This is a genomic window from Nocardia africana NBRC 100379 (assembly GCF_001612635.1).
GTDB lineage: Bacteria > Actinomycetota > Actinomycetes > Mycobacteriales > Mycobacteriaceae > Nocardia > Nocardia africana.
The window spans coordinates 178015-204979 of sequence record NZ_BDAV01000002.1; the positions used below are offsets into that span (position 1 = coordinate 178015).

The 26965-nt window shown below is 69.3% G+C and carries 25 protein-coding genes and 1 riboswitch; of the genes, 15 read left to right on the forward strand and 10 right to left on the reverse strand.

The window, feature by feature from the left end; genetic code table 11:
- Positions 1-51 precede the first annotated feature (51 nt).
- The gene (locus tag NA3_RS02295; protein WP_227995387.1) at positions 52-888 is read left to right on the forward strand and encodes a hypothetical protein; all 837 of its coding nucleotides are present in this window, start codon (positions 52-54) and stop codon (positions 886-888) included.
- A 20-nt stretch (positions 889-908) separates the two neighbouring features.
- Here NA3_RS02295 and NA3_RS02300 read toward each other — a convergent pair whose 3' ends face one another.
- Both NA3_RS02300 and NA3_RS02305 read right to left on the reverse strand, forming a co-directional pair.
- Positions 909-1799, reverse strand: a complete 891-nt coding sequence (locus NA3_RS02300) for a polysaccharide deacetylase family protein (RefSeq protein WP_227995388.1) — start codon at positions 1797-1799, stop codon at positions 909-911.
- 81 nt (positions 1800-1880) lie between these two features.
- A complete protein-coding gene (locus tag NA3_RS02305) occupies positions 1881-3023 on the reverse strand; it encodes a citrate synthase 2 (RefSeq protein ID WP_062961912.1) in 1143 nt (380 codons plus the stop codon).
- Between the two features lie 174 nt (positions 3024-3197).
- Here NA3_RS02305 and pdxH point away from each other — a divergent pair, with 174 nt between their 5' ends.
- The 5 genes from pdxH (at position 3198) to NA3_RS02330 (ending at position 9171) form a co-directional block, all read left to right on the forward strand.
- Complete coding sequence (gene pdxH, locus NA3_RS02310) at positions 3198-3971, forward strand: pyridoxamine 5'-phosphate oxidase (protein ID WP_084490891.1); 774 nt, start codon at positions 3198-3200, stop codon at positions 3969-3971.
- 143 nt (positions 3972-4114) lie between these two features.
- Positions 4115-5410 carry an MFS transporter gene (locus tag NA3_RS02315; RefSeq protein WP_062961913.1) on the forward strand — a complete coding sequence of 432 codons (1296 nt, stop codon included), beginning with the start codon at positions 4115-4117 and terminating at the stop codon, positions 5408-5410.
- 183 nt (positions 5411-5593) lie between these two features.
- Positions 5594-6949, forward strand: a complete 1356-nt coding sequence (locus NA3_RS02320) for a citrate synthase (RefSeq protein WP_084490894.1) — start codon at positions 5594-5596, stop codon at positions 6947-6949.
- A 407-nt stretch (positions 6950-7356) separates the two neighbouring features.
- Positions 7357-8559 carry a GNAT family N-acetyltransferase gene (locus NA3_RS02325; RefSeq protein ID WP_062961915.1) on the forward strand — a complete coding sequence of 401 codons (1203 nt, stop codon included), beginning with the start codon at positions 7357-7359 and terminating at the stop codon, positions 8557-8559.
- A 222-nt stretch (positions 8560-8781) separates the two neighbouring features.
- Positions 8782-9171 carry a YccF domain-containing protein gene (locus NA3_RS02330; RefSeq protein ID WP_084490958.1) on the forward strand — a complete coding sequence of 130 codons (390 nt, stop codon included), beginning with the start codon at positions 8782-8784 and terminating at the stop codon, positions 9169-9171.
- 13 nt (positions 9172-9184) lie between these two features.
- On the opposite strand, the gene NA3_RS02335 is transcribed toward NA3_RS02330, so the two are convergent.
- The gene (locus NA3_RS02335) at positions 9185-9649 is read right to left on the reverse strand and encodes a MarR family winged helix-turn-helix transcriptional regulator (RefSeq protein WP_062961917.1); all 465 of its coding nucleotides are present in this window, start codon (positions 9647-9649) and stop codon (positions 9185-9187) included.
- A 36-nt stretch (positions 9650-9685) separates the two neighbouring features.
- On the opposite strand from NA3_RS02335, the gene NA3_RS02340 reads away from it, so the two are divergent.
- Both NA3_RS02340 and NA3_RS02345 read left to right on the forward strand, forming a co-directional pair.
- Positions 9686-9922: a DUF2530 domain-containing protein gene (locus NA3_RS02340; RefSeq protein ID WP_227995390.1), complete on the forward strand. Its 237-nt coding sequence runs from the start codon at positions 9686-9688 to the stop codon at positions 9920-9922.
- An 87-nt stretch (positions 9923-10009) separates the two neighbouring features.
- Positions 10010-10636 carry a TetR/AcrR family transcriptional regulator gene (locus NA3_RS02345; RefSeq protein ID WP_063917263.1) on the forward strand — a complete coding sequence of 209 codons (627 nt, stop codon included), beginning with the start codon at positions 10010-10012 and terminating at the stop codon, positions 10634-10636.
- A 12-nt stretch (positions 10637-10648) separates the two neighbouring features.
- Here NA3_RS02345 and NA3_RS02350 read toward each other — a convergent pair whose 3' ends face one another.
- The gene (locus NA3_RS02350; RefSeq protein WP_227995391.1) at positions 10649-13483 is read right to left on the reverse strand and encodes a sacsin N-terminal ATP-binding-like domain-containing protein; all 2835 of its coding nucleotides are present in this window, start codon (positions 13481-13483) and stop codon (positions 10649-10651) included.
- A 26-nt stretch (positions 13484-13509) separates the two neighbouring features.
- Complete coding sequence (locus NA3_RS39185) at positions 13510-15162, reverse strand: DUF3027 domain-containing protein (protein WP_308189564.1); 1653 nt, start codon at positions 15160-15162, stop codon at positions 13510-13512.
- A gap of 17 nt (positions 15163-15179) precedes the next feature.
- On the opposite strand from NA3_RS39185, the gene NA3_RS02360 reads away from it, so the two are divergent.
- The 3 genes from NA3_RS02360 (at position 15180) to NA3_RS02370 (ending at position 18317) form a co-directional block, all read left to right on the forward strand.
- Positions 15180-15959, forward strand: coding sequence for a glutaminyl-peptide cyclotransferase (locus NA3_RS02360; RefSeq protein WP_062961920.1), 780 nt, complete (start codon positions 15180-15182; stop codon positions 15957-15959).
- Positions 15960-16050: 91 nt separating this feature from the next.
- Positions 16051-17781 carry an MFS transporter gene (locus NA3_RS02365; RefSeq protein ID WP_062961921.1) on the forward strand — a complete coding sequence of 577 codons (1731 nt, stop codon included), beginning with the start codon at positions 16051-16053 and terminating at the stop codon, positions 17779-17781.
- The gene (locus NA3_RS02370; RefSeq protein ID WP_062961922.1) at positions 17778-18317 is read left to right on the forward strand and encodes a DUF2771 domain-containing protein; all 540 of its coding nucleotides are present in this window, start codon (positions 17778-17780) and stop codon (positions 18315-18317) included. Before NA3_RS02365 ends, NA3_RS02370 begins: the two co-directional genes overlap by 4 nt.
- Positions 18318-18324: 7 nt before the next feature.
- Here the strand turns inward: NA3_RS02370 and NA3_RS02375 are convergent, their stop codons facing one another.
- A complete protein-coding gene (locus NA3_RS02375; RefSeq protein WP_174553987.1) occupies positions 18325-18753 on the reverse strand; it encodes a cold-shock protein in 429 nt (142 codons plus the stop codon).
- Between the two features lie 206 nt (positions 18754-18959).
- On the opposite strand from NA3_RS02375, the gene NA3_RS02380 reads away from it, so the two are divergent.
- Together NA3_RS02380 and NA3_RS02385 are read left to right on the forward strand one after the other, a co-directional pair.
- Entirely contained in the window at positions 18960-19193 is a 234-nt protein-coding gene (locus NA3_RS02380) for a hypothetical protein (protein ID WP_062961923.1), read from the forward strand.
- Positions 19194-19514: 321 nt separating this feature from the next.
- A riboswitch (cyclic di-AMP (ydaO/yuaA leader) is annotated at positions 19515-19666 on the forward strand.
- Between the two features lie 9 nt (positions 19667-19675).
- The gene (locus tag NA3_RS02385; protein ID WP_062961924.1) at positions 19676-20317 is read left to right on the forward strand and encodes a resuscitation-promoting factor Rpf1 domain-containing protein; all 642 of its coding nucleotides are present in this window, start codon (positions 19676-19678) and stop codon (positions 20315-20317) included.
- A 219-nt stretch (positions 20318-20536) separates the two neighbouring features.
- Here NA3_RS02385 and NA3_RS02390 read toward each other — a convergent pair whose 3' ends face one another.
- A complete protein-coding gene (locus tag NA3_RS02390; RefSeq protein ID WP_030513263.1) occupies positions 20537-20725 on the reverse strand; it encodes a hypothetical protein in 189 nt (62 codons plus the stop codon).
- Positions 20726-20766: 41 nt separating this feature from the next.
- On the opposite strand from NA3_RS02390, the gene NA3_RS02395 reads away from it, so the two are divergent.
- A complete protein-coding gene (locus NA3_RS02395) occupies positions 20767-23121 on the forward strand; it encodes a helicase-associated domain-containing protein (RefSeq protein WP_062962035.1) in 2355 nt (784 codons plus the stop codon).
- Between the two features lie 18 nt (positions 23122-23139).
- On the opposite strand, the gene NA3_RS02400 is transcribed toward NA3_RS02395, so the two are convergent.
- Positions 23140-23658 carry an LppU/SCO3897 family protein gene (locus NA3_RS02400; protein WP_128145062.1) on the reverse strand — a complete coding sequence of 173 codons (519 nt, stop codon included), beginning with the start codon at positions 23656-23658 and terminating at the stop codon, positions 23140-23142.
- A 276-nt stretch (positions 23659-23934) separates the two neighbouring features.
- On the opposite strand from NA3_RS02400, the gene NA3_RS02405 reads away from it, so the two are divergent.
- Positions 23935-24723, forward strand: coding sequence for a hypothetical protein (locus NA3_RS02405; protein ID WP_062961925.1), 789 nt, complete (start codon positions 23935-23937; stop codon positions 24721-24723).
- Between the two features lie 44 nt (positions 24724-24767).
- Here NA3_RS02405 and NA3_RS02410 read toward each other — a convergent pair whose 3' ends face one another.
- Positions 24768-26198 carry a M1 family metallopeptidase gene (locus NA3_RS02410; protein WP_084490897.1) on the reverse strand — a complete coding sequence of 477 codons (1431 nt, stop codon included), beginning with the start codon at positions 26196-26198 and terminating at the stop codon, positions 24768-24770.
- 86 nt (positions 26199-26284) lie between these two features.
- Positions 26285-26950: a DUF3239 domain-containing protein gene (locus tag NA3_RS02415; RefSeq protein ID WP_062961926.1), complete on the reverse strand. Its 666-nt coding sequence runs from the start codon at positions 26948-26950 to the stop codon at positions 26285-26287.
- Positions 26951-26965: the final 15 nt, after the last annotated feature.

Consider the following 26965-nt stretch of genomic DNA (forward strand, 5'->3'; position numbering starts at 1 on the left):
CATATGTCCGTATCACCGTGTCGGCGCCCAGCGGACGGTTACCGTTGGGCAATGAGTATGGCAGGGCGGGAGATACCGGACGCCGGGCGGGAGGTACCGGAATCCGCGGGCATCTCCGCCGCATCCGCTGCTCCCGGATCGACCACGGGCCCCTCGGACGACGCCGCCGCATCGGCCCGGCCCGCCAACGGCCGGCCCGGGCTGCGCGCGCGCCTGGCCACGAGACTCGAGCGGGCCGGGATCGTGCTGCGTGCGGGCATGCTGTCCGCTGGGGCGCGCCACGAGTTGCTGCTGCGCGGCCTACCCGGAACGGCGACGATTCTCGGGGTCCGGCCCTGCCGGAATTCCGCATCCGCCGCCTCGCCCCTCGGCGGCATACGGAAACGGGCGGATGCCGCGGGCCGGATCGAACCCGGCTGTCGCTTCTGGGTCCGCATCCAGCTCGACGGTGTGCCGCCGTACGAGACCCGGGTCCGGCAACGAGTGAGCGACGCCGACCGGGAGTCCATGCAACCGGGCGACGTGGTCGGCTGCCGCGTCGATCCGGGTGATCGCGAGCGGCTCGTCCTGTACGTGCCGGGCGTCACGGAGGCGACGCGGGTGAGCATTTCCAAGATCCTGTCCGCGGGCCGGCGCGCCGACGCGACCGTCCTGGCGGCCACGCCGATCGCCGCCGACTACTCGGGTCGCGACGATCCGGTGCTGCGGCTGGATCTGGAACTGCGCGCCTGGGACGAACCGCGGCCGTGGCGAGTGCGGATCGTGCAGCCGGTGCCGTTGCCGGCGATCGAACTGGTCGATCTGGGCAGGCATCTCGAGGTCGCGTTCTTCGCCGTGGACCGCGGGGAGTCGGTGGCGGTGGACTGGGAGGCCTCGGCCGAACTGTGAATCCGGTCCGGGCGACCGGCTCAGGGCAGTTTGACGAATTCGAAACCGCGCGAACGCAATACCGGCAGCACCACCGACATCCCCTCGGCGGTTCCCGATTTCGGGCGGTGCATATGGGCGATCGATATCGCCCCCGGCTCCGCCGCCGACATCGCGGTGCGAACCTGCGCGGCCGAGAAGGTCGCACCGGCGTCGGCGTTGATGCTGAAACCGACCGGCGTCTCCCCCAGATCCCGCACGATCGCGACCGCCACATCGTCGTAGTGCGCGGTGCCCGCGCGGAAGAATCGCGGCGGATGCCCGAGCAGCCGGGTGAGCCGCTCGTGATTGCCCCACACCTCGTCGATCGCCTGCTGCGGGGACGCGGTGCCCGCGATGCCGTAGGCGGCGTGGCCGGTGACCGAGAGCGGACAGTGCCGGGTGCCGTGGTTGGCGAGTTCGAACAGCGGATTGGCGGCCAGCTGCTCGGCCCGGCCCGGGTCGGCGTCGATCCAGCGCTTGTTGAGAAACAGCGTCGCCGGAATGTTGTGGGCGACGAGGTAATTCATCAACTCGGTGTTGATCTCGTCGTTGTCCGGCCCGCCGCAGGCGTCGAAGGTCAGCGCCATCTGCTTACCCTGCGCGGGGATCGAGGTGATGATGCCGGGCAGGTCCATCCCCCATCCGGCGGGCTGCCGTCCGGCATAGCGCGCGGCCACGGCCGCCGGATCGGCCTGCGCCGGCAGCGCGGCCGACGCCGGACTCGCCACCGGCGGAACCGAGGTGCGGGCCGGCGCGGGCGGGGCCGTGGAGATGATCGTCTTGACCGACGAATTCCCTTTGGCCGTAGCGCATCCCGAGGCGGCGAGACCCGCGGCTACCGCCGCGCCCGCTGCCAGAAGCCGACGTCGCGACAGTTCTGCTCCACCCACGCGAGCAGATGCTACGTCAGAGAAGCGACGAGCGCCTCCGCAACGACAATTGCGAAGGCGCTCGAACGGGGACGGGCCGGACTACCGGACGACGGTCTCCCATCCCGGCACGGATTCCGCGGTGCGCGGCGCCGGTCCGGTGTAGATCGCGGCCGGGCGCACCAGCTTGCCCAGTTGCTTCTGCTCGAGGATGTGCGCACACCAGCCCGCGGTGCGGCCGCAGGTGAACATCGCCGGCATCATGTGCGCCGGCACCTCGGCGAAGTCCAGGATCACGGCGGCCCAGAACTCGACGTTGGTCTCGATGGCGCGGTCGGGGCGACGCTCGCGCAGTTCGGCCAGCGCGGCCTGCTCGAGCGCGGCGGCGACCTCGTAGCGCGGTGCGTCCAGTCGCTTCGCGGTGGCGCGCAGCACCCGGGCGCGCGGGTCCTCGGCCCGGTAGACCCGGTGGCCGAAGCCCATCAGCTTCTCCTTGCGATCGAGGATGCCCTTCACCAGAGCCCGTGCGTCGCCGGTCTTTTCGACCTCTTCGATCATCGGCAGCACCCGCGCGGGCGCGCCGCCGTGCAGCGGGCCGGACATGGCGCCGATCGCGCCGGACAGGCTGGCGGCCACGTCGGCGCCCGTCGAGGCGATGACGCGCGCGGTGAACGTGGAGGCGTTCATGCCGTGCTCGGCGGCCGACACCCAGTAGGCGTCGATGGCCTCGACGTGGCGCGGATCCGGGTCACCCTTCCACCGCTTCATGAAGCGTTCGGTGATCGTGCTCGCCTCGTCGATCTCCTTCTGCGGCACGGCCGGCTGGTAGATGCCGCGGGCGGACTGCGCGACGTAGGACAGCGCCATCACCGACGCGCGCGCGAGGTTCTCGCGGGCGGTGGCGTCATCGATATCCAGCAGCGGCTGGTAGCCCCAGATCGGGGCGAGCATCGCCAGACCGGCCTGCACGTCGACGCGCACGTCGCCGGTGTGCACCGGCAGCGGGAACGGCTCGGCGGGCGGCAGCCCCTGCCCGAAGCGGCCGTCCACCAGCAGCGCCCAGACGTCACCGAAGGTGACGTGGTTACCGACCAGATCCTCGATATCGACACCGCGGTAGCGCAGCGCGCCGCCGTCCTTGTCGGGCTCGGCGATATCGGTGGTGAACGCCACCACGCCTTCCAGGCCACTGACGAAATCGGGGGGTACGGCCGGACCAGTAGGAGCCGCAGCGCTGGTAGTCATGTTGTGACTCTCCTTGCAAATCGGGCCGCACGATCTGTGGGCGGCCGCGCGATGGTGCTGTCCCGGCTCGGCCGGGGCGGTGCTTTCCCGGGTCGGCCGGGATGCGGCCGTATGCCACTCCGGCCGATCACCTGCAACCTTATCCCCCCAGTACTGGGGAGTAACGTCTGGACCATGCGCGAGGAGCAGAATTCACCGGGCTCAGCGGGGGGCGATACGGGTCTTCCGACCGCGAATTCATCGACTTTGCCGGACCGCTTCGGCGCCGTACCGCGCGTCGATGTCGACATCGCCGCGATGCGTGCCGAATACGGCGGCGATCCGGACCTGACCGAGAGCTGGCCGGCCGACGGCTGGGAACCGTTGCTACGCAACTGGATCGAGCTCGCCACCAACGCCGGCATCACCGAACCCAATGCCATGGTGCTGGCGACGGTCGAGCTCACCGACGCCGGCCCGCGCCCCGCCTCGCGCACGGTCCTGTGCAAGGGAGTGTCCGCCGAGGGTGTGACTTTCTACACGAATTACGACTCCGCGAAGGGTGATCAACTCCACGCGGTGCCGTATGCGTCGGCCACCTTCGCCTGGCCGAAGGTGGGCCGGCAGGTGACACTCCGAGGCGGGGTGGGTCAGGTCTCCTCGGAGGTGACCACGGCGTACTGGCGCTCGCGTCCGCGCAATTCGCAACTGGGCGCGTGGGCCTCGCACCAATCCCGCCCGGTGGCCTCGCGGGAGGATCTGGACCGGGCATTGGCCGATGTCACGGCCCGTTTCGACGGCGTGGAACAGATTCCGGTCCCGGCCAATTGGGGCGGCTACATCCTGCGTCCGGAAACGATCGAATTCTGGCAGGGCCGGCGCAGCCGGCTGCACAACCGCATCCGGGTGACGCTGCCGGACGGACCGGCCGCGATCGGCTCGGCACGCATCGAACGCCTGCAACCCTGACCCGGAATCGCCGCCACGACGGGCGAGATGCCGGAGTCGCGGATCGGCCGCGACCCGTTATATTCATGGGATGATTTCTCGAAGACGGGCGCCGGCCGCATCGTCCGCGCGGACCGGCGCCGCGCCATGGTGAAAGCCCGGCCATGGTGAAAGTTCTCGCCGATGTCGCACCGCTGCGCGACATCGATTTCCGGCGGCTGTGGGTCACCAATATCGTCACCGTCATCGGAGCCCAGCTCTCGGTGGTCGCGGTTCCGCAGCAGATCTACCAAATCACCGGTAGCTCCGGATATGTCGGCCTGGCCGGCATCTTCGGCCTGGTGCCGCTGATCGTCTTCGGCCTGTGGGGCGGGGCGGTCGCCGACGTCATGGACCGGCGCACCCTCTTGCTGATCACCAGCGTCGGCACCGGGCTGACCTCCGTGGCGTTCTGGTTGCAGGCCGCCGCCGGGGTGAACAACGTCTGGCTGGTCCTCGGGCTCTTCTCGGTGCAGCAGGCCTTCTTCGCGATGAATCAGCCGACCCGCGCGGCGATCATTCCGCGACTGCTGCCGGGTGATCTGCTGCCGGCGGCCAACTCGCTGAACATGACCGTCATGCAGTTCGGCGCCATCGCCGGGCCGGTGCTCGCGGGTGCGCTGATTCCGGTGACCGGACTGTCGACGCTGTATCTGATCGACTCGATCGCCCTGCTGGCCACGCTGTGGGCGGTGTGGCGGCTGCCCGCCGTCCCGCCGACCGGGGTGGCCCGCAAGGCCGGATTGGGCACGGTCGTCGAGGGATTCAGCTACCTGGCCACCCAGCCGATCCTGCTGGCCTCCTTCGCCGTCGACATCATCGCGATGGTGTTCGGCATGCCGCGCGCACTGTTCCCGCAGATGGCGCACGACACCTTCGGGGATCCGGTGACCGGCGGCGTCGCCTTGGGCCTGCTCTTCGCCGCGATGTCGGCGGGTGCGGTCGCGGGCGGCGTGTTCTCCGGGTGGCTCGGCCACGTGCGACGCCAGGGCATGGCGGTGGTGGTGTGCATCGCGCTGTGGGGTGCGGCGATGATCGGCTTCGGACTCGCCGTCGGCGCGACCGGGCATCGGCTGAGCGTCGGAGCCGGCCTGTGGATCGCCCTGGCATGCTTGGCCTTCGGCGGTGCGGTCGACATGTTCTCCGCCGCGCTGCGGACCAGCATGCTGCAGGAGGTGGCCACCGACGACATGCGCGGGCGGCTGCAGGGCGTGTTCACCGTGGTCGTGGCAGGTGGGCCCCGAATCGGTGATGTTGCCCACGGTTTCACGGCCGCGGCCATGGGTACCGCCGTGGCGGCGGCCGGCGGTGGGCTCCTGGTGGTGATCGGCGTGCTGATCGCCGCCGCCGTCTTCCCCGCCTTCGTCCGCTACCGGGTTCCCCGCGTCCACGCCGAGATTCCGGCCGATCAGCACTCGTGAGCACCCGCGCGGGCCATTAGCACGATCGGACCCGCGAGCTCACATCGCACACAGGTGACCGTGAGGTAGCAGATGCCGACCCTCACGGATCGGCGCTACCGGTGAGCGGCTAGCGTTGAGGTAAGTGCGCCGGACGCCGACCGCGCCCGACGCCTACGGTTCTAGCCTGAGAGGGATCCTTCCGTGCCCGCTGAGAACATCAAAGTCGCGCAAACGCCTTCGGACGCCGACGGCGCAGGCGACGCCAAGCCGGTACTCTCCTACCCTGGCGGCGAATACGCCATGACTGTCGCCCAGGCCGTCGAAGGCAACGACGGAATCGATCTGGGCAAGCTGCTGGCCAGCACCGGGTACGTCACCTACGACCCGGGCTTCACCAACACCGCGCCCACCAAGTCGGCGATCACCTACATCGACGGTGAGGCCGGCATCCTGCGCTACCGCGGCTACCCGATCGAGCAGCTGGCCGCGAACTCGAACTTCATCGAGGTCAGCTACCTGCTCATCTACGGCGAGTTGCCGACCCAGGCCCAGCTGGAAGACTTCACCGACCGGATCCGCCGCCACACGCTGCTGCACGAGGACCTGAAGCGATTCTTCGACGGCTTCCCGCGCAACGCGCACCCGATGCCGGTGCTCTCCTCGGCGGTCAACGCGCTCTCGGCCTACTACCAGGACTCGCTGGACCCGCGCGATCCCGAGCAGGTCGAGCTGTCGACCATCCGCCTGCTGGCCAAGCTGCCCACCATCGCGGCCTACTCCTACAAGAAGTCGGTCGGCCAGCCGTTCCTCTACCCGGACAACTCGCTGAGCCTGGTGGAGAACTTCCTGCGCATGACCTTCGGCTTCCCGGCCGAACCCTACGAGGTCGACCCCGAGGTCGCCGCCGCGCTGGACATGCTGCTGATCCTGCACGCCGACCACGAGCAGAACTGCTCCACCTCGACCGTGCGCCTGGTCGGCTCCTCCGACGCCAACCTGTTCACCTCGGTGTCGGGCGGCATCAACGCGCTGTGGGGTCCCCTGCACGGCGGCGCCAACCAGGCCGTGCTGGAGATGCTGGACGACATCAAGGCGAACATCAACGGCGGCACCGTCGATGCCGCGGTCAAGGATTTCATCCGCAAGGTCAAGAACAAGGAAGACGGGGTGAAGCTCATGGGCTTCGGACACCGCGTCTACCGCAACTACGACCCGCGCGCGACGATCGTCAAGAAGACCGCCGACCAGATCCTCGGCAAGCTGGGCGTGCAGGACCCGCTGCTCGATATCGCCAAGGCGCTGGAAGAGGCCGCGCTGACCGACAGCTACTTCGTCGATCGCCGCCTGTACCCGAACGTCGACTTCTACACCGGCGTCATCTACCGGGCGATGGGCTTCCCGACCCGCATGTTCACCGTGCTGTTCGCGATGGGCCGGCTCCCCGGCTGGATCGCGCACTGGCGCGAAATGCACAGCGAGCCTTTGAAGATCGGCCGCCCGCGCCAGATCTACACCGGCTACGGTGCGCGCGACTACGGCGATATCGCCGGTCGCTGAATTTCCTGATCCGAAGCCCGCCTTCCGTCCGGAAGGCGGGCTTCGCGCATGTCGGGGTGTTGCCGCGCATGGCTTTTCACCATCGCGCACCGATGAACGCTGCGCCGCAAGCGGATTCGCGCACCGTGACAAGCGCACGTCGAGTGGCTCGCAGGCGCTGCCCGGCAGCATCGTTGTCGCGGCCCGGAAGTGTGACGCCGGGGCACCGGATCCGGGCCTGCCTCGGAGGGGACGGCAGGCCCGGGATCTGGATCTTCTGCCTTCGCTTCGCTTCGGCGGGGTTTCGGCCCCCTGGGCCGAAACCCGTCAGGGTGCACCGTCTCGGGATGGCACGGCGTGAGCACGGCACATGGCGCGTCATGAAAATACGGGTGCGCCGGATCGTGCCGGCGTGCGATGGTCGAGGTATGGCGATCGAATCGGAGGTCACGCTCAGGCCCGCGACCGAGGAGGACCTTCCCGGCATCGGCTTGCTGCTGTCGAACGCCTTCGGCGCTTCGCCCAGGGAGGATCCGGTCGTCAGCGCGCAGCGGCTGAAGCTGTTCCCGATCGAGCGTGCGCTCGTGGCCGTGGCGGGCGGCCGCGTGGTCGGGCACACCCGGGACACCACGATGACGCTCACGGTGCCCGGCCCGCATCCGGTCGAGGTCTGCGGTGTGGCGGGTGTCGCGGTGGCGCCGACCCATCGCCGTCGCGGCATTCTGCGTGCGATGTACACCGAACTGCACGAGCGCACCGAGGCCGCGGGACTGCCGCTGACCATCTTCACCGCCAGCAGCGCCACCATCTACGGACGGTTCGGGTACGGGCCGTGTGTGGTGGAGAACCGCGTCACCATCGACCGGCGCTTCGCCGAATTCCGGCCCACCGCGCCCGATCCCGGTGGCGTGACACTGAGCTCGCTCGACGACGCGATCACCGTGGCGCCGGACATCTACGACCGCTGGCGGCGGCTGGTGCCCGGCGCCCAGGCCCGCCCGCATTCGGCGTGGTTGATCCAGTTGGTCGGCAGCGGAGGCCAGGCCGCCCTGTTCGCGCTCACCCATCCCGACGGGTACGCGCTCTACCGCTACGACACCTCCGCGCCGCGCACACTCACCGCCGAGGTGGTGGAACTGCGCGCGGTCACCGCCGAGGCGCATGCGGCCCTGTGGCGTGCCCTGCTCGGGCTGGATCTGGTGGACACCGTCACGGCCACCATCGGCGACGACGACCCGCTGCCCCACCTGCTCACCGACTCCCGCCTGGTCCGCACCGTCAGCCGTCACGACGGCCTGTGGGCCCGGCCGATGGACGTCCCCGCCGCCCTGTCCGCCCGCGACTACGAGACGGATCTGGATGTCGTTGTCGCCGTGGACGACCCGTTCCGTCACGCCGGAGGCACCTTCGCCCTGCGGGTGCGCGACGGACGGGCCGAATGCGAACCCACCACCCGCGCTCCCGACCTCGAACTCGGCATCGACGTCCTGGGCAGCCTCTACCTCGGCGCCTACTCCGCCCGCACCTTCGCCGTCGCGAACCGGTTGCGGGCGAAGAACTCCCGGATCGTCGCGGATGTGGACCGCGCTTTCCGGGCCGAACGCGAACCGGTCCTCGGCTGGTTCTTCTGAGCTGCCGCCCACCGCTGCGGCCCGGCAACGCCACCGGCTCGGTCCGGGGCGGCCGTCGCGACCTTCGACGCTGCCCGATTCCGCGGCGGGACGAAGCCGCCGGTCACGCGCCGATCGCAGATCCGCTCGCGCCGGTGCCGGGCAGCACGCACGCTCCCAGGGGAAGTGCCGTCATCTCTGGTGGGTACGGCACCGCCCTGGCATGCTGGATACGTGACCCTCATCCGGTTCGTACTGAATGTGCTCTGGTTGATTTTCGCCGGGTTCTGGCTGGCGGTGGGTTATTTCCTGGCCGGAATCCTCTGCTGCATCCTGATCATCACCATCCCGTTCGGGATCGCGTCGTTCCGGATCGGGGCCTATGTGCTGTGGCCGTTCGGCCGCGAGGTGGTGGCGAAGCCGGGCGCGGGCGCTCCCTCACTGATCGGCAACATCATCTGGGTGATCTTCGCGGGATTCTGGCTGGCGATCGGGCACCTGGTCACCAGCATTCCGCTGTTCGTCTCGATCATCGGGATTCCGTTCGGCTGGGCGAACCTGAAACTCATCCCGGTCTCGCTGATGCCGCTGGGGCGCGAAATCGTCTCCAGCGACCACGCTTTCGTGGCCTGAGTGCCGGACGGTACTACTCCGAGTCGGCGACCAGCTGCTTCATGATCGCGACCGCGGCGTCGAGCACCCGCAGCTGATCGGGGGTCAACCCGGACAGCTGATCGAACATCCAGGCCTCGCGGGCGTTGTTCTCGTCCTGGATCAGTGCCTTGCCGGCATCGGAGAGCGAGACGATGACCTGGCGGCCATCGGTCGGATGCGGATCGCGCTTGACCAGCTGCAACTCCGAGAGCGAGGCGATCACGCGCGTCATCGACGGTGGCTGCACCCGTTCCTTGGCGGCGAGCATGCCGGGAGTCATCGCCCCGTCCCTGGCCAGTGTCGCCAGAGCCGACAGTTGGGTGAGCGAAATCTGCGCGTCGACACGACGGCCGCGCAGATGGCGCGTCAGCCGCACGACCGCCAGGGACAGTTCACCGGCGAGCGCACGGATATCGGAAGGCGTTGTCACAGAGCGAAACGATACGTGACACCACATATGTGGTCCGCCGTTCCCGCCGCTATCGTTGACTTCGTGACCCCCGACGTGCCCGAGATTCCGCCGCGGCTGACCGATCCGCGTCCCGTTCTGGCCGTCGGCTCGCTGGTGTGGCTGGTCGCGACGGTCGTGGTCTGGTGCAACGACAGCTGGGCCGACGCGCGGCCGATCTGTTTGATGGGGCTGGGGGTCGGACTGCTCGGCTACAGCATTTTCGTGATTCAGCGCCGCGGCGCCCGCCGGGGCGACAAAGGCGCGCAGAAAGGGCTGTGACACCGGCCGACGCGCGCCACGCCCGAGCGCGCCGACTTTACAGTGTGCGAATTGACTCATCGCGTCCTGGCGGCTTAACTCGCTTCCGTGTCCTCCCGATTGAGCGTCGAAGAACGACGAGCCCACCTCATCGAGGCCGCCATCGGCCTCGCCGAGAAAAAGGGCGTCGCCGGGGTAACTACGCGCGATGTCGCGCAGGCGGCCGGGGTCTCGCTCGGTGTGGTGCACTACTGTTTCGAGAACAAAGATGCGCTGATGACCGAACTGGTCAAAGCATTGTCGATGGAATTGCGCGATTCCGTCGAGACCAATGAAACGGTCTGGCAGCAGGTCGGAAGTGGAAAAGAATCCCTTCAAAATCTGGTTCGCGCCAGCCTGGAACTGCTCTGGCTGAACATCGAGTCGTCACCGCAACGACAACTGCTCACCTACGAAACCACCACCTACGCTTTGCGTGAAAGTGAGCAGACCCCAGCGAAACTCGCGATCGCGCGCGAGCAGTATCTGTTCAACGACGCCACCGTCGCCGATGTACTCGAGCACGGGCGCGTGGCCACCGGAACCGAATGGCGAATTCCGGTTCAGACCTTGAGCCGATTCACCCTGAATGTCATCGACGGAATCGTTTTGCGCTGGCTCGTCGACGACGACAGCGCCGCGGTCCGCACCCAGCTCGACGTGCTGGCGGAAATGATCACCACCTACGCGAAATAGCCGCGCCGCGTTTTACGAACTCGGCTGCCGCTGCACGTGCGTGGTATCGCCCGCGCGCCACCACGGCACGGCCACGGTGGCCTCGTAGGCGCCGGTGAGCCGGACTTCCAGCCGATCGTGCAGGACGAGCTCACCCGCCAACGGTGGCAGGCCGAACTGCAGCCGTAACAGCACGCCCAGCGGCTCGTCCGCCCAGGTCGTGTGTTTTCCGGCGCCGAGAACCTCGGCATGGACCGCCTCGGAGGCAGCGGCCACGTCGAGCAGCGTGGCGAGTTCGCCCGCATGCTCGATATCGCCGGCGACCAGCCGATCCGGCGGCAGCGCCAGACCGAGCCAGGGGCGGTCCAGAACCAGCGCCCGATCCGGATCGATCACCGCTCCCGACAGCGCACGCACCCGCTCCGGCACGCCGATCTCGTCGAGATCCAGATGCGGCACGGCCGTGGCGAGCAGGCGATGGGTTTGCGAAACCGCTTCCGGGGTGGGCCTTTTCGCCGGATCGGCCAGTGCTTCGAGCAGGGCCACGGCCAGGGGCGCGGTGATGTTCGCGGAGTCGGCGAGCACCGCATCGAGGGCCGCCGTGTCGGCCGCGGTGAAACCCGGGAGTTCGGGCAGTAGATCGGCGAACACCGGATCGGATACGGTCCGATACACGCCAAGGGGGCGGCCGTCGACCCGCGCATGCCGGCGCAACCACCAGGCGGTGTAACCGTCGCGGTCGGCGAGCAGGCCGCGAGTGGCCGGTTCGGCCAGCAGCAGCCGCAGCGCCTGCGGCCAGGCGTCGTCGGCGACCAGATCCAGATCCCGGACCGCGGCGAACTCCGGTGGATCTTCGGGCAACCCCTGCCACCAGCGATCCTCGTCGTCGAGATCGTGGTCGGGACCGGTGGGATCGGTCTCGGTGACGACGGTGAACCCCCAGCCGACGCCGATCGCGCGCAACGCCGCGGCCGGATAGCGCTGCGCGACCTCCGCGTCGAGGGTGCCGAACGGCGAATCCTCGACCAGCACCTCGGCCAGCGGGGCGGCCGGGAGCAGCAGTTCGTCGGCCGGGCGCAGTTCGCCGGTGGTGTCGGGCAGTTCGAGTGCGCCGAGCCAGGTCGGCAGTGTGGTGCCGGCCGGCAGATGAGCGGCGAGACCGAGCACCGCTTCGCGCAGCTCCTCGTCGTCGGGGCGGTGATCCAGTTCCGCGCGCAGCGCGGTGTCGGTCAGCAGATCCTCCACACCGGCCTGTTGTGCGCCGAGGCGGCCCAGCAGCTCGTGGGCGGCCTCCGGATGGACCAGCCGTGCCCACGGCACCGCCACCGCATCCTCGAGCTGATCGTCGAGCACCACGGTGCGGGGGCCGGTGACCAGCCGGCCGTCGGAGAGCGGGACGGCCAGCGCCCCCAATTCCTCGGCGGCGAGCGGGTCGGTGACGAACGGCTCCAGCGCGTCGTAGAGCGAGTACCACCATTGCGGCGGACGCTGCACGCTTCCGGTCAGTTCGGCGACGCGGGCCAGGCCGATGCGATGCACGTCCAGGACCCCCAGCAGGTCGGCGGTGGCGCGGCCCGACAACTCCGGAACCACCAGCGGCCCCAGCAGAGTCGCCAGCAGATCGGCGAGTTCGGCTGTGACACCGAGAAATACACTGGCACGCGACGGCGCCGCATCGGTCCGCACCGGGGCAGCCGCGTCGTCGCCGGAAGTGCCCGCGTCGCCGAACCCGGGCGGCGCGACGCCGATATCGGCCGGGTCGTCGCCCGGGCCGGCCGGGGCCAGCACCGGCAGCCACGGGTTTTCGCGCAGTTGACGCACCAGCGCCTCGCGCAGCAGGCCGTCGGCCTCGCTGCGGGCGAAGCCGGGCGCCGGAACGAGTACGAGCCGATCCGCCGGCGGCAGGGCACGGGCGAAATCCGCATAGCCCTCGGCCAATTCGGCCACCCGGGCGCCGGGCATCAGGCGGCGCCGATCCGGTTGCAGCGCGATATCGGCGATCACAAGAGCCGGCAGGGACAATTCCTCATCGGTGCGGGTCGGTGCGCGCAGCACATCGGGTGGCGCCGCTACGGCCCGGCCGTCACGCAGCGGAAGCAGCCAGCGCGCCCGCTCGGTGGTGTACTGCCACCACCGGAAGTCCTCGCCGGACGGGGCGGTGATACCGACCTGCTGCAGGCCGTTGCCCATCTCCTCCACCGCACGCCAGGATTCGTCGTCCTCGATCCGGATCGAGTGCAGGCCCGGCAGTTCCAGCAGCAGGTCCACCACCTCGGCCCGCATGGCCGCCAGCAGTTCCGCGACGTCGACGTCCTCGCGCAACCAGACCACGATCTCGCTGTCGAAACCGGCCTCCGGGGCGACCGCGACCGACCAGGCCAAGCGCAGCACCGGGACGGCGGGACCGTCCGCACCGGCGGGGATTTCGATCCCGTTGTCGCGCAGTTCGATCAGAGTTTGCGCGCGGGAGAAGCGCAACGACCCTGTGGTGGAGCGGAATTCCACCTCGTCACCGGCGGAGAGCACCGCCGTGAACCCGACACCGAACCGGCCGACCGCGGTACCCGTCTTGCCCGACGCCCGCAACGCCGTCAGCGCGTGCACACCGGAAAGATCCAGCGGGGCACCGGTATTGGCGATATGCAGGGCCCGGCCACGCAGCCGCACCGAGACCCGTCCGGGGATCCCGGCCTTGACCGCGGCATCGGCGGCGTTCTGCGCCAGCTCGGTCAGCAGCCGATCGCGATATCCGGCTCGGACCAGATCCGCCTCGGTGGCGGCGTCCTCGCGCAGGCGAGTCGGCGAATTCCGCCATGCGGTGAGTACTCCCGCACGCAAGTCCGCGGTGCCGAACGGATCCTGTGTCACCCCTACGGCTCCCCCGCTCGCGCTCGTCAGTTCTCCTCCGCCGCCCCGGTCTCATCCGGCTGCACCCGCACCGCGGACACCGCCCAGGCATCGCTGTAACGAACCGGCCCGGCATCGGCCACGCGCTCACCGGTGGAGTGATCCGTCTCGCCCGCGGCAGGCTCGACGGCCGCATCGGGCTCAGCGGGCGCGGCGGGCGCGGCGGGCGCGGCGGGCTTCGCGGACTCTTCTTCCGCGTCGGCGGCAGCAGCATCTGCGGTGGCAGATGGGGCTTCGACACCCGCCGCAGCACCCTCGCCATCGCCGCCGGTTGCCGCGGTGCCCGATTCCTGCGCCTCGGCGGCCGAAGCCGAAGAGTCCGAAGCTGTTTCGGGCGAAGCCACAGCAGATTCGGAAGCTACAGCAGACTCGGCCGGCTCACGCGCAACTGTGGTGTCGGCAGCCGAAACCGTTGCGGCGGGCTCGTGACCCGTCGCCGCGTCCCCGGCCACCGCGTCAGTATCTGCCGCGTCATCGGCAGCGTTCGTCACGTCAGCCGTCGCGCTCGTCCCCGCAGTCTCGGCTGGAGCGTCCTCGGCGGCCTCGGCCGACGGGACCGCGTCCGTGTGAGCAGGAGCGCCCCCGGCAGGCGACGCCTCGGCGCTTCCGCTGCCGCCGGTCGCGGAGACGTCGTCCACGGTGGGCGACGGCGATTCGGTACCACTCGAATCGGCTTCGGCGGCAACGGCTTCCGGTGCGGGATCGGTGCCGGGATTCTCGTGCGCGTCCGCGCCGGTGGAGGGCAGTGCTTCGGCAGCCGTTCCGGTGTCGCCCGTCACGTCAGCGTCGCCCGCCGGGTGCGACGGCGATTCGGCCACGGCGGCGGGTTCCTCCGGACCAGATTCCGTGGCGGCGGGCTGTTCCGCATCGGGGGACCCGTCCCGCGTGGTCAGTTCCTCGGCCGGGACGATTTCGAACGCGGCATCGTCGTAGGCCTCGTAGAGCGGGGAGCCGGCACCGGTGGGCAGTTCGGTGTCGGAGTGGGCGCCGCAGCCGTATTCGACGTGGACCACCCGGCCGTCGGCGCCCATCGCGTTGGCGCAGACGCCGAAGGCGGAACGCAGCGCGCCGGCGAGGGGCACGAAGAAGCCGCAGACTCCGCAGGTTCCGGGGGCCGAACGCGCCATCTCGGTGTCGGGGCCGAATTCGGAGTACCAGCGCTCGGCGGCCTCCAGGCGGCCCTCCCGGCTGAGGACCTGGCGGCGGCCGAGGCCGACCTCCTCACAGACCTCGTCGACCACCGGGTCGCCGGTCTCCAGATATCCGGGCACCAGGCGCGGATCGTCGACGCGCGGGGCGAGCAGATCGCCGGGGGCCAGATCGCCGGGGCGGATGCGCTGCTCCCACGGCACGAATTCCGGCGCCACCAGCGCGTCCGGACCGGGCAGCAGCGCGGATTCGCTGACCGTCGCGTAGTCGGCATCGGGCGCGGCCGCGACCACGACCTCCCACCGCCAGCCGCGGTACCCAGGCAGGGTCGCCGCGAAGTGATGGGTGGCCGCACACTCGTTCTCGCCGGTGACGCCCAGATGTTCGCCCACACCCGTGGGCTGCAACTCCAGGAGCGCACGGCGAGCCAGGTCGACCGCCTCCGCAAGGATCGGTCGCACACCGGACTCCGAAACAGACACTGCGCTCACGTCCTACATTTTGCCGTATGAAATGCCAACGCCGTGCGGCGGCCGCAGCAGTGCTGATCGCGGCGTCCACAATGCTGTCCGCCGCGGCCTGTGAGCGCGACGACAACACTGCGCGCCTGCGGGTCGACGTGGTCGCCACCCGCCCGCACGACCGCACCGCGTTCACCGAGGGACTCGAGGTCGACGGCACGGTTCTCTACGAGAGCACCGGGATGGAAGGCGACTCCGAAGTGCGGGCGACCGACCTCGCCACCGGCGCGCCGATCGCCACCGCGAAACTCTCCGACGCCTATTTCGGCGAGGGCGTCACCCGCGCCGGGGACACCGTCTGGCAACTCACCTGGAAGAACGGGACCGCCTTCGCCCGCGATCCGCGCACGCTCACCGAACGCCGCCGAGTCCACTACGACGGCGAAGGCTGGGGCCTGTGCACCCGCGGCGACCGCCTGGTGATGAGCGACGGCAGCGACACCCTCACCTTCCGTGATCCGACCACCTTCGCGACCACCGGCACGGTCCGGCTCACCAGCCATCACGAGGCCCGGCTCAACGAACTCGATTGCGCCGCAGACGGTTCGATCTACGCCAACGTCTGGCCGACCGATCAGATCCTGCACATCGACCCGGTCGGCGGCGCGGTACTCGCCGAGATCGACGCCGGCGGCCTGTTGCGCCCCACCGAGCGCACCGGAGCCGACGTCCTCAACGGCATCGCCCAGCTCCCCGGTACCGACCGCTTCCTGATCACCGGAAAATACTGGCCCACCATGTTCGAGGTCCGATTCGTCCCGATGTGAAACCGCCGGGTCACCACGACGGCGGCCGACACGCATCGGATCACAGCCCGGCCGATGTCCACGCACCGGCCGAGTGCGAGAGAATCGACATGTGACTGCCTCCCGCGAACCCTCCGGCACCGAACCCGGTCCGTGGGACGGCGAGGAGTATCCCGCTACCCGGCGGCATCCCGGCTACGACCGTTACCCGCCGCCGAACACCCCGTCGTCCACGCCGCTGCCCCCGCTGCCACGCCGCAGCGGTGAGCCGGACGTGCCCGAATTCGTGACCCGGCGCATGGCGACGGGCGAGCCACCGCGGGCCCTTCCACCGCGCGGATCGCACGGCGACGACCGTTCCGCCGAGGCGCCGAGCGCGGCCGAGCGCCCGCGACCCAAGGACGCGAAAATCGCCGAACGCCAACGTGTCCCCCGCAAGATGACCGTGACGCGGGTGATGGCGATGCGCACCAGGAACCTCACCGAGAAGGGCTTCCACACCTTCCAGCGCGCGGCACGGGCCGACGGTGCGGGCGAATCCGGGCTCACCGCACTCGTTTACGCGACCATGGCCAACTTCGCCCTCGACGCCGCGATCGCGGTGGCGCTGGCCAATACGCTCTTCTTCGCCAGTGCCACCGCCGAATCCAAGACCAAGGTGGCGCTGTATCTGCTGATCACGATCGCGCCGTTCGCGGTGATCGCGCCGCTGATCGGCCCGCTGCTGGACCGGCTGCAACGCGGGCGCAGACTCGCGCTGTCGGCGTCGTTCGCGATCCGGGTGGTCTTCGCGATCCTGCTGATCTTCAATTTCGACAGCTGGGCGCTGTATCCGCTGGCGCTGTGCATGATGATCTCGAGTAAGTCGTTCGCGGTGCTCAAGAGCGCGGTGACGCCACGGGTGCTGCCGCCGGGCATCGATCTGGTCCGCACCAATTCCCGGCTCACCGTCTTCGGCCTGGTCGGTGGGACGCTCGGTGCGGGCGCGGTGGCCGGAGCGGTCGCCGCGGTGGCCGGCTCTGTCGGCGCCCTGGTGTTCGCGGCGCTGATCGCGGCGGCCGGTGCCTATCTGAGCCTGCGCATTCCGTCCTGGGTCGAGGTCACCGAGGGCGAGGTGCCGGCGACCCTCGGCTACCACAGCCACGACGGCGGCACCGAGGTGCTGGACCGCGGCGAGAAATCGGCGGTGAAACCGAGCCGGCGCCGGCAGCCGCTGGGCCGCTCGGTGGTCACCGGCCTGTGGGGCAACAGCGCGATCCGGGTGCTGACCGGCTTCCTCACCTTCTACGTGGCCTTCGTCGCGAAATCGACCGAACACCGCCCGGTGCAGCAGGCCGCCATGCTCGGACTGGTCGGCGCGGCCGCGGCGATCGGCAACTTCGTCGGCAACGCGACCGGCGCCCGGCTGAAATTGGGGCGGCCCTCGCTGATCGTGGTGGAGTGCACTGTGGCGTGTACCGCCGTCGCCGTGTTGGCGATGCTGCTCGACAACCTGGTCGGCGCCGCCGTCGCCGCGCTGGTGGCGGCCTGTGCGAGCGCACTGGCCAAGGTCTCGCTGGACGCCTCGATCCAAGACGATCTGCCGCCGGAATCGATCGCCTCCGGATTCGGGCGCTCGGAAACGGTGCTGCAGCTGTCCTGGGTGGTCGGCGGCGCCGGGGGCGTGCTGCTGCCGACCGTGTACTGGGAGGGTTTCGCGGTGGTCACCGCGGTCCTGGCGCTCGGTCTGGCGCAAACCCTCGTGAGCTACCGTGGGCATTCGCTGCTCCCCGGATTGGGCGGTAACCGTCCGCAGCACGTCAAACAGGAAGTCCCCCTAGCGACAGGAAAACAGCCACAGTGACCAAGCCCAGCACCCGCACGATCCTCGCGCTGGCCCTGGCGGCAGTTCTGGTCGTCGCCGCGGCCGTCGCCGGCATCGTGGCGGTGGCGGTGCACAACGCGCACGAGGCCGATCCGACGGTCACCGCTTACGCGCACGGCCGGACCGTCACGGTTCCGCCCTACCTGTACTGCACGATCGGCGAACCGGATCCGCACGGCCGCGTCTCCCCCGACTGCAAGCGCACCGAGATCACCGCGGAATTGAATCCGCCGCTGGGCTACCCCGTGCAGCTGTCGCTACCCCGGCACATCGCCGACGCGCCCTGGGTGATGGTGCTGGAGTACCAGCAGATCGACAATCCGGGCAAAACCGTGCAGCACCTGGCGTCCTACCGCGACTACCCGCAGGGCACCCGGGCCGTGACGGTGGCCAGCCATCCGGAACCGAACCTGCGCCTGATCGGCGTCGAGGTGCAGCTGCTGCTGCTCGTGCGCGACGAGGCCGGCAACGAAGCGTTCTCTCCGTATCAGGCGTGGTCGATCAAGGCGGCGTGACCGCGGTTCAGTGATCGAGTTCGCGGGCCACGCCGCGCACCACTTCGGCGATCCGCTGCGCGGTCTTGCGATCGGGGTACTTGCCCTTGCGCAGCTCCGGCTGCACCGTCGCCTCCAGCAGGGTGATCATGTCCTCGATCATCCCGTGCAGGTCGTCGGGCGCCTTGCGCGGATGGGCCGGAGCTTCCTTGCGCACCCGGTCGTTGCGGCCCTGCGCGTTGCGCACCGAGGGCAGCGGATCGAGCAGCTTCAGGCTCAGCGCCTGCGGGCCGCGGCGACCGGCGGCCATCCCGAACTCCACGCGCTGGCCGGGCTTGAGCGCCTCGACACCCTTGGGCAAGGCGGACGACCGAACGTAGACGTCCTCACCCTCATCCTGGGAAAGGAAGCCAAAGCCCTTGTCGACGTCGTACCACTTCACCTTGCCGGTCGGCACTGCGCTCACCCGTTCGTCATCGTTGTCCGGTCCGTCCGAATCCAGCAGGGTCGCAGACGACCCCGGACACGGACGTAGGTTCCGGCGAAACACCGGAACCTATCTCTGTGCGAAAAGAACGCGCCCCACACAGCTATGCAGGACGCGATTGGTTCGAGTCTACCCCGGTGGGGATAGGGCGAGCACATCCGTTTTACGGTGCACCCATGCCGGACTCCTCCTCGCCCCGCGCGCCCCGGGGCTCCAGCGACGTGCTGTTGCGCGTGGCCGTGGGCCTGTTCGCGGTCGGCCTGCTCGCGATCGTCGCCATTTTCCTCACGCCGATCCTGACCGACGCGGGCCCGCCGCTGTGGCTGTATCTGGTAGCGATGGCGGCGACTCCGCTCGGCCTGCTGCTCGCGATCGCGTTCGCGCTGTGGTCGGGACGGCGTGCCCGCTGACCGCTTCCCCAACACGCCGGGCAATTACACGTGTGACCTTCATCACATAACGACGCGATAACGCCGCGGTCACGACCCGCACTCGACAGTGACACACCGCACTCACCTGCGCAGACGCGGATTCGGAAGGTCTTGCGGCACAGCACGACCGGCCATACACGCCGGTTACCAAATAGTGATTTTTCAGCCGGATCGTCGTACCGTCTATCGCAGCCGGGACATCCCGGCACCACCGGCCCGCCGCACCGAGCCTCGCCCCGCGGGTACGGACCCCGACGGAAGCAGGGGCGAGGGCGGGGAACCCACGTTCCCACAGAGGTTTTCGGAGCTCAACCGAGTTTCGAAGCTTCCGCAGGAAGCGGGAACGGCCGGCAACGACCGATCCCTTGGGGTGAAGTCCCGGCGAGCCGGGACCGGACGGCCTCTCAGTCCGAACCCGACAGCTCACCTCGCAGGCGCGTACGAGAGGAAGAGAACCCGATATGAGTGGACGCCATCGCAAGCAGACCAACACCGGTCGCACCGTCGCCAAGGTCGCTGTCTCCACCGCGATCATGGGTGGCGCGGGTGTGGCTCTCGCTGGACACGCCGCCGCGGCTCCCGACTCGGAGTGGGACCGCCTCGCACAGTGTGAATCCGGTGGTAACTGGGGCATCAACACCGGCAACGGTTACCAGGGCGGTTTGCAGTTCTCGCAGTCGACGTGGGCCGCTCACGGCGGCACGCAGTACGCTCCCTCCGCCAACCAGGCCAGCCGCGACCAGCAGATCGCGGTCGCCGAGAAGGTGCTCGCGACCCAGGGTTGGGGCGCGTGGCCTTCCTGCTCCTCCAGCCTCGGCCTGCACGGCAGCGCCACTCAGCGCGATGTGCCGGCTTCGCCCGCTCAGAGCCCGCGCTGGCAGCCGGGTGCCGCCGAGAGCGAAGCCTCGACCCAGGCCCCGGCCGATGGCAACCAGCAGGTGTTCTCCGCCGTCGACAAGGCCGTCACCGCCGCACAGGCGCAGGGCGTGCAGCTGCCGCAGCCGGCGCTCGACGCGTACAACGCCTTCAAAGCCAGTGGCGCCAAACTCGATCCGTCGATCGTGAACTTCTACGAGGCGAACAAGGGCCTGCTGCCCAACTAGACCGCTCACATAGGTTCCCCCTGCAAGGGAAGGCCCGCATCTCGCGATGCGGGCCTTCCCTGCGTTTCCGGGCCACACAGTGTGCGTGCCGAGCAGTGTGCTGCCGGTCGGTGGCGTGCTTGCGAGGCGAGCTCGGCGATGCCTGCCCCGAATACGAAGCCGGATACGAAAAAGGCCCGCATCCCTATCGCAGGAACGCGGGCCTTCTTCGTGTTCGCGTCAGCGGTTGACCACCGTGTGCGGATGCACGTAGGGCAGGGTGTCAGCCGGCACCGGAAACTCGGTGTCCTCGCCGTAGGGCGACAGGCCACCGGAACGGGTCGACGACAATTCGGTAACCGCGTGGTCACCGTGGTCCACCTGGGGCCAGCCGTTGTCGACGTAGGGTTTCTTCGATTTGTTCACCACGGCCTCATTCTGGCATGTTCGCTCGCCGTAGTCTGGATTGGATGACCACGACCGATGCCCGAGCCTCCGACGACGGCGCCGGGACGCACTCCGGGGCCGACGCCGGACCCGCCGAGCTCGGCACACTCACCGACTGGCTGAGCTCCCGCAGCGACGACGATCTGGTCCGGCTGCTGGGTTTGCGCCCCGATCTCGCCGTGCCGTTGCCCGGTTCGATGACCGTGCTGGCCGCCCGCGCGGAACAGCGGGCGTCGGTGCTGCGCGCCGCCGACGATCTGAACACCCTCGAGTTCGCCGTGATCGAAACCCTCGCCGCGCACAACGCATTCGGCGGCGGCCGCCAGGAACGCCCGCTGCCCCGCCGGCGCCTGCACGAACTGCTCGCCGATCGGGTATCCGCCGCGGCCGTCGACGCCGCGCTCGGGCGCCTGATCGAGCGCGCGCTGGTGTGGGGCACAGACGAACTGTTCGTCGTGCCGGCCGCGCCGGAGGCACTGCCGTGGCCGATGGGGGCCACCACGGAACTCCCCGACGCACTGACCGAACCCGAGATCGAGACGGCGCTGCGCGAGATCGGCGGCCCCGAACGCGCTCTGCTCGACAAGCTCGCGACCACCGGCCCCCGCGGCCGCACCCGCGACGCCGCGCCCGGCACCGATCCGGAGCGGCCCATCCAGCGGCTCCTGGCCCGCCGGCTGCTGATCTGGATCGACGACGAGACCGTCGAACTTCCCCCGGCCGTCGGCCAGGTGCTGCGGCGCGAGCCGGTCACCGATCCCCACGCGCTCACACCCCCGCAGCCGCAGATCCGCGAGCACTCGGCCACCGACGTGAACGCCGCGGCCGCCGGTGAGGTCGGCGAGTTGCTGCGCCACGCCGGCGACATCCTGGAGGTTCTCTCCCAGGTACCCGCGCCGGTGTTGCGAGCGGGCGGCCTGGGGGTGCGGGAACTGCGGCGCATCGCCAAGCAGACCGGACTCGACGAGGCGCGGGTAGGGCTGCTCGTGGAGGTGCTGGCCGCGGCGCGGCTGCTGGACAAGGGAATTCCCGAGCCGCCGCCGGACACCGACGCCGGTGAGGATTACTGGGCCCCCACGATCGCCTCGGACGGCTGGCTGGAGGGCCCGTCGGCGCGCCGATGGGCGGTGCTCGCGCACGCCTGGCTGGAGTTGGACCGATTCCCGTGGATGATCGGGCTGCGCGATGTGAACGACAAGCCGCTGGCCGCCCTCTCGGCGGAGCTGCGCACCGCGCACGCGGTCCCCGACCGTCGCGCGATCCTGGCGGTGACCGCGGAGTTCCCACCGGGTACGGCGATCACCGCCGCCGATGTGGCGCGGGTGCTGAGCTGGCGAATGCCGCGACGGCGCAGACATTTCCGCATCGAGGCGGTCGAGCGCACGCTGTCGGAAGCTGCGGCGCTGGGCGTCGTCGGCCGCGGCGCGCTGACCTCCGCGGGCCGGGCGCTGCTGCACGGCACCGTCGCCGACGCCGAGGCCGAAATGGACGCGGCGCTACCCGAACCGGTCGATCACGTACTGGTGCAAGCCGATCTGACCGTGGTCGCTCCCGGACCGCTCGTGCCGGAACTGCGGGAACGCATCGCCCTGGTCGCCGATATCGAATCCGCGGGCGCGGCCACCGTCTACCGCATCGGCGAAGGGTCGGTGCGGCGTGCGCTCGACGCCGGCATGACCGCCGCCGAACTGCATCAGCTGTTCACCGCCCATTCGCGCACCCCGGTTCCGCAGTCGCTGACGTACCTGATCGACGATGTGGCACGCCGGCACGGGCGCTTGCGCGCCGGGATGGCGCAATCGTTCGTGCGCAGTGAGGATCCGGCGCTGCTGGCCGAGGTGCTGGCCGCACCCGTGGCCGGACAGCTGGCATTGCGGGCCGTCGCGCCGACGGTGGCGATCTCGCAGGCGCCGCTGGGCGAGGTGCTCGAACAGCTGCGCGCGGCAGGGTTCAGCCCGGCCGGCGAGGATTCGTCGGGCGCGATCGTGGATCTGCGCCCGCGCGGGGCGCGGCTGTCCACCCGCCCGAACGAACGCCACGCCTGGCGGCCCACCCCACCCAGTGCCGAACAACTGCGGCTGCTGGTGGGCGAACTGCGCGCCGGGGAGAAGGCCGCCCGCAGCCGGCCCGGGCAGCGAGTGCGCAGCGACGGCACCCGCACGAGTACCGCGGCCACGCTGGCGTTGCTGCAACTGGCGGTGCGGGTGCGCCGCCCGGTGCATATCGGTTATGTCGACGCCCAGGGCGTGGCCACCCAGCGCATCGTGGAACCGGTGCGGGTGGCCGGCGGTCAGCTGGACGCCACCGATCCGGACACCGGCGCGATCCGGCACTTCACTTTGCACCGGATCGCGTCGGTGGCCCTGGTCGAGCCGTGAACCACGGCTCGAAACGAGCTAACTCTTGGGGTTGGCCAGACAGAACGTGGTCTTGGGCTCCGAGAGCGTCAGGAAGGTCGAATTCGCATCGCACAGGAATTCGTCGTTCTGACCGTCGACCCGCTTGACGACCTTGACCGTCGCGTCGGCCGAGTCGCATTCGGCGTAGGAATATCCGGTCGTCTTGTCCTCGTGATAGCAGCTGCCCTGTTTGAGATTGGGAGCCAGGCACAGGAATGCGGTGGTACCGCCGTTGAAGGTCTCCTCGTACGAGGAGTATTCGGTCCCGCAGTCCTGCTTCTTGTCAGAGGTCGATTTCACCGTGTAGACGGCCTTGGCCGAGGAGCAATCCACCGGCTCGGTCTTGGAATCTGCGGGCGATCCCTCCAGCACATTGATGCAGTCACCGACCTTCGCGCGGGCGGTGTCGGATTTTGCCGCATCGGAAAACATCGAACAGCCGGTCACAGTCAGGGCGGCGACCGCCATGAGCGCCAGCACGAGACCCTTGACCGGTCTCGGTCCTGCGAACTTCACCTACGAAAACCTTTCTCGCCGAGCCGCTCACCTATGGCGAACGTGGTGGGGAGGATACCCGCCCGCCCTGCCGGGCGGGTCCTGCCTCACATGTGCAGCGAGTGCATGCCGTACAAACCCATCAGCGAATAGTTCACGATGCTGGGCAGCAGGTGGTTGAGTAGCAGGAGCCCGAAGGAATTCACGATCCGATACACCTTTCGACAATCCGCGAGTGCAGCCGCACACGCGCGATCTGTAGTCGATATCGTCGCTCGAATCGTTACGCTCGGCAGCATGAAGCTCGAGCAGACAACCGCAGAGCTCTATGCCCTCGACCCCGCCGAATTCGTGGCCGCTCGCAACGAAGCGGCCCGCACCGCGCGCGCGAACGGCGATAAACAGCTGGCCACGGCGATATCGGGGCTGCGACGTCCGACCGTCGCGGCGTGGGCGGTGAATCTGCTGGCGCACAAGGCAACCCAGGAATTGGGGGCACTGCTGGATCTCGGCGAGGCGTTGCGCGAGGCGCAGCGCACCCTGTCCGCCGACCGGATGCGCACCCTCGCCGGCCAACGCCGCACAGCGGTGAACGCGTTGACGGACAAGGCCGCTCGCCTCGCCTCCGATGCCGGGAAGAAGCTCACCGAACCGGTGCTGCGTGAGGTCGCGCAGACCCTCAATGCGGCACTGGCGGACCCGGAGGTGACCGACCAGGTCCGGGCCGGCGTGCTGACCGCCGCGGTCGACTACGCCGGTTTCGGCCCGGCCGGGCCCGCCTTGGCCGCCGTCCCGGCCGAACAGGCCGAGGAACCCGCCGACACCGGTGCCGACGACCCGGCCGCCGCCCGGGAAGCTCTGGAAGCCGCTCGGGCGGAACGGGATTCGGCGGCCACCGCTCTCGACCGGCAGCGCTCCGAGGTGGCCGCCCTGGACGAGCGGATCACCGCGCTGCGCGACGAACTCGCCCAGGCCGAGGAATCCCGCCGATTCGCCGCCGCCGGGGTGGAGTCCGCCGAAGCGGCGTTGCGGCGAGCCGACACGGAACTGGAGCGGGCGCAGCAGCGCGTGAACGATCTGGGTTGAACGGCGAAACACGGTGCCGCCGAAGTGCTTCGGAGGCGAGCGGATCAGCCGCGCAACGAACCCGGGTACAGGTACTGGTCCGGCGGCGGGGTGGTGGTGTCGAGCCAGGCGGTGAAGAATCCGCTCAGATCCGTTGCGGTCTTCGTTTGGATGAAGCTGCGGAATTCCGGCATGGAAGCGTTGCCGTAGGCATGTGACCGCACGAATTGCGCGACCGCGGGAAAGAACACGTCGTCGCCGAGTTCGTGGCGGAGGGCGTGCAGGAACAGCGGTCCGCGCGAATACACCGTGGTGAATTCGTTTCCGGCCCCGGGATTCTGCAGCGGAATCTCCCAATACCCCGGCTTGTCGAGGGTTTTGGCGATCGTGCTGCGGTAGAGGGCGTCGACATCCTTACCCTCTTTCCGCTCCGGCCACAGATAGTCGGCGGTATAACTGGCGAAACACTCGTTGAGGCAGATATCCGACCAGTTCCGCACCGACATCGAATCGCCCCACCATTGGTGGGTGTTCTCGTGCACGACGGTGTTGAAATCGGTCCACGGCGCGTAGATGGGCCGGGTCTGGGTCTCCAGTGAGAAGTGCAGGTCGGTGTCGACGTAGATGCCGCCGCCGCTTTCGAACGGATACGGGCCGTAGAGGGATTCGAGGAAATCGAGCACCTCCGGCAGCCGCTGCTCGAGCGCCCTGCCCTTGTCCGCGCCCGGCGCGAAGGCGCTGATCAGCGGAGTCCCGTTCGCCCGGCGTTGTTCGAGGAAATCGAAGTGGTCGATCGCGACGGTGGTGAGATAGCCGATCGAGGGATGTGCCGAACTCCACTTCACCGTGCGCTTGTCGCCGGCGACGGTATCGCTGACCCGCAGCCCGTTCGAAACCGCTTGCCACTCTTGCGGAACCGTCACCTGCAGATCGAAGGTCGCCTTGTCCAAGGGCGTGTCGTTGAGCGGGTACCAGGTGGTGGCCGAATGCGGTTCACCGGCGGCGAAGGCGCCGCCACTCGGTGAGATGGTCCAGCCGGAATCGGGGTCGTCGGATTCGTTGCCCGCGTAGTCGACCGTCACCGTGAACGGCAGCCCGGGCAGCACCGGCAGCGCCGGCGTGACGGTCAGTTCGTGTTCGCCGCCGGTGGTGAAACCGGCCGGCAGGTTGTTCACCGACACCTTCGCCACCGCGGGGCCGGCGTAGTCGAGGTTGAACGCGCGCAGCGCCTGTGTCGACACCGCGTCGATCCGCGCCGTACCGGTGAGATGCCTGGTCGGCGGGTCGTAATCGATGGCGACGTCGTAGTGCTGCACGTCGTAGCCGCCGTTGCCGTCGTCGGGATAGTAGGGGTCGCCGAGGCCGGGCGATCCGATGAACGGATCGGCGGCGGGCTGGGCCTGCGCCGGCATCGGTTGCACTTGGGCGGGAACCATCAGCGCCACCCCGCACAACGCTCCCGCCGTGAGACACCGTGCCCAGGCATGCGACTTCATCGACCCTCCACCCCTTTCGCGGCACGGCGTGCCGACCATCAGCCGATGCTAGTCGGCCCCGCTGCGGGCCGGAACCGCCACACGCGTCAACCGCGCAGTTCCTCCGGGAGCTGCTGCGGATCCAGCAGCAGCCGTTGCGAATCGACACGGCCCACCTTCTCGGCAAGGCCCAGATTGTCGGCCAGCAACTTCCATTCCACATCGCTGATCGCGGCGCGGGCGCGCTCGATCACGCCGAGGTCGCGGGTGCCCCACGCGATCGGCATGGCGCTCACCGGCTGGCGCAGATCGCCGACCGATCGCGGCGCGCGATCGGCCCGTACGGTCACCGCCGGAACCTGTTCCCCGGCGTCGGTATCGTGCCCCGGCAGGGCACGCACGACGCGGGTGATCAGCGCGTAGCGCGGCACGGCGCCGGGCTTGGCGAGGTTCACCAGTGCGAGCAGCGTGATCCCTTTCGGGTGCCGTCCGGATACGACGGCCGGAACCAGCTCGCCCTCGGCATACAACTTCTCGATGCGCGAGCGGTACGGCGTCCACAGCGCCACGAACAACGCGCTGATGGTCGCCAACGCGAAGGCCACCGCCAGCAGGAACGAATACGGGTGATTCAGCCAGATCAGCCCGGCGGTGCCGAGGCCGAGCACGATGGCCGCGGTGAAGGCCAGGATCCGCAGCCGCCGGATATCGCGGACGACTTCGTTCACCGCCCGGGCATGGTCGCGGTCGACCGCGAATTCGAAGCGTCGCACGTCTCAAATCCTCAC

Bases quoted from the DNA above. Each gene is read 5' to 3' on its own strand.
- NA3_RS02360 (WP_062961920.1), top strand. From the start codon at position 15,180: ATGAAATGCCAACGCCGTGCGGCGGCCGCAGCAGTGCTGATCGCGGCG.
- NA3_RS02410 (WP_084490897.1), bottom strand. From the start codon at position 26,198: ATGAAGTCGCATGCCTGGGCACGGTGTCTCACGGCGGGAGCGTTGTGC.
- NA3_RS02405 (WP_062961925.1), top strand. From the start codon at position 23,935: ATGAAGCTCGAGCAGACAACCGCAGAGCTCTATGCCCTCGACCCCGCC.
- pdxH (WP_084490891.1), top strand. From the start codon at position 3,198: ATGCGCGAGGAGCAGAATTCACCGGGCTCAGCGGGGGGCGATACGGGT.
- NA3_RS02385 (WP_062961924.1), top strand. From the start codon at position 19,676: ATGAGTGGACGCCATCGCAAGCAGACCAACACCGGTCGCACCGTCGCC.
- NA3_RS02305 (WP_062961912.1), bottom strand. From the start codon at position 3,023: ATGACTACCAGCGCTGCGGCTCCTACTGGTCCGGCCGTACCCCCCGAT.
- NA3_RS02380 (WP_062961923.1), top strand. From the start codon at position 18,960: ATGCCGGACTCCTCCTCGCCCCGCGCGCCCCGGGGCTCCAGCGACGTG.
- NA3_RS02315 (WP_062961913.1), top strand. From the start codon at position 4,115: ATGGTGAAAGTTCTCGCCGATGTCGCACCGCTGCGCGACATCGATTTC.
- NA3_RS02395 (WP_062962035.1), top strand. From the start codon at position 20,767: ATGACCACGACCGATGCCCGAGCCTCCGACGACGGCGCCGGGACGCAC.
- NA3_RS02295 (WP_227995387.1), top strand. From the start codon at position 52: ATGAGTATGGCAGGGCGGGAGATACCGGACGCCGGGCGGGAGGTACCG.
- NA3_RS02325 (WP_062961915.1), top strand. From the start codon at position 7,357: ATGGCGATCGAATCGGAGGTCACGCTCAGGCCCGCGACCGAGGAGGAC.
- NA3_RS02335 (WP_062961917.1), bottom strand. From the start codon at position 9,649: ATGTGGTGTCACGTATCGTTTCGCTCTGTGACAACGCCTTCCGATATC.